This is a genomic window from Halolactibacillus halophilus, assembly GCF_900115605.1.
In the GTDB taxonomy this organism is placed as follows: domain Bacteria; phylum Bacillota; class Bacilli; order Bacillales; family Amphibacillaceae; genus Halolactibacillus; species Halolactibacillus halophilus.
Window position 1 is genome coordinate 1 of record NZ_FOXC01000067.1, and the last position, 1,743, is coordinate 1,743.

The 1,743-nt window shown below is 52.0% G+C and carries 1 rRNA gene; it reads left to right on the forward strand.

Going from position 1 to position 1,743, the window contains the following annotated elements:
- Positions 1-96: 96 nt before the first annotated feature.
- Positions 97-1,662 (forward strand): 16S ribosomal RNA (locus BM098_RS12895).
- The last annotated feature ends 81 nt before the right edge of the window (positions 1,663-1,743 follow it).

Genomic DNA, 1,743 nt, shown 5'->3' on the forward strand with positions numbered 1-1,743 from the left:
TTGACCATTGAAAACTGAATAACACACACAGTAAAGTTAAGAAATAAAGTAAGACAAGCTAGTGCTTGAAACCAGAGTAAAGAATTACTCATCAATATTATTGAGAGTTTGATCTTGGCTCAGGACGAACGCTGGCGGCGTGCCTAATACATGCAAGTCGAGCGCAGGAAGCTGAACAGACCCCTTCGGGGTGACGATCAGTGGAATGAGCGGCGGACGGGTGAGTAACACGTGGGCAACCTACCTATAAGACTGGGATAACTCGTGGAAACATGGGCTAATACCGGATAACCAGTGCGTTCACATGAACACACTTTAAAAGGCGGCTTTTAGCTGTCACTTATAGATGGGCCCGCGGCGCATTAGCTAGTTGGTGAGGTAACGGCTCACCAAGGCCACGATGCGTAGCCGACCTGAGAGGGTGATCGGCCACACTGGGACTGAGACACGGCCCAGACTCCTACGGGAGGCAGCAGTAGGGAATCTTCCGCAATGGACGAAAGTCTGACGGAGCAACGCCGCGTGAACGATGAAGGTTTTCGGATCGTAAAGTTCTGTTGTTAGGGAAGAACAAGTACCGTTCAAATAGGGCGGTACCTTGACGGTACCTGACGAGAAAGCCCCGGCTAACTACGTGCCAGCAGCCGCGGTAATACGTAGGGGGCAAGCGTTGTCCGGAATTATTGGGCGTAAAGCGCGCGCAGGCGGTCTCTTAAGTCTGATGTGAAATCTTGCGGCTCAACCGCAAGCGGTCATTGGAAACTGGGGGACTTGAGTACAGAAGAGGAGAGTGGAATTCCATGTGTAGCGGTGAAATGCGTAGATATATGGAGGAACACCAGTGGCGAAGGCGACTCTCTGGTCTGTAACTGACGCTGAGGCGCGAAAGCGTGGGGAGCAAACAGGATTAGATACCCTGGTAGTCCACGCCGTAAACGATGAGTGCTAGGTGTTAGGGGGTTTCCGCCCCTTAGTGCTGCAGTTAACGCATTAAGCACTCCGCCTGGGGAGTACGGCCGCAAGGCTGAAACTCAAAAGAATTGACGGGGACCCGCACAAGCGGTGGAGCATGTGGTTTAATTCGAAGCAACGCGAAGAACCTTACCAGGTCTTGACATCCTCTGACACTCCTAGAGATAGGACGTTCCCTTCGGGGACAGAGTGACAGGTGGTGCATGGTTGTCGTCAGCTCGTGTCGTGAGATGTTGGGTTAAGTCCCGCAACGAGCGCAACCCTTGATCTTAGTTGCCAGCATTCAGTTGGGCACTCTAAGGTGACTGCCGGTGACAAACCGGAGGAAGGTGGGGATGACGTCAAATCATCATGCCCCTTATGACCTGGGCTACACACGTGCTACAATGGATGGTACAAAGGGCCGCAAGACCGCGAGGTTTAGCAAATCCCATAAAACCATTCTCAGTTCGGATTGTAGGCTGCAACTCGCCTACATGAAGCCGGAATCGCTAGTAATCGTGGATCAGCATGCCACGGTGAATACGTTCCCGGGTCTTGTACACACCGCCCGTCACACCACGAGAGTTTGTAACACCCGAAGTCGGTGAGGTAACCTTTTGGAGCCAGCCGCCGAAGGTGGGACAAATGATTGGGGTGAAGTCGTAACAAGGTAGCCGTATCGGAAGGTGCGGCTGGATCACCTCCTTTCTAAGGAAATTAACGGAAACAGTCCTAACGGACTGTGCTTGACTTACTGTTGTGTGTTTATTCAGTTTTGAGTGGTCAAAG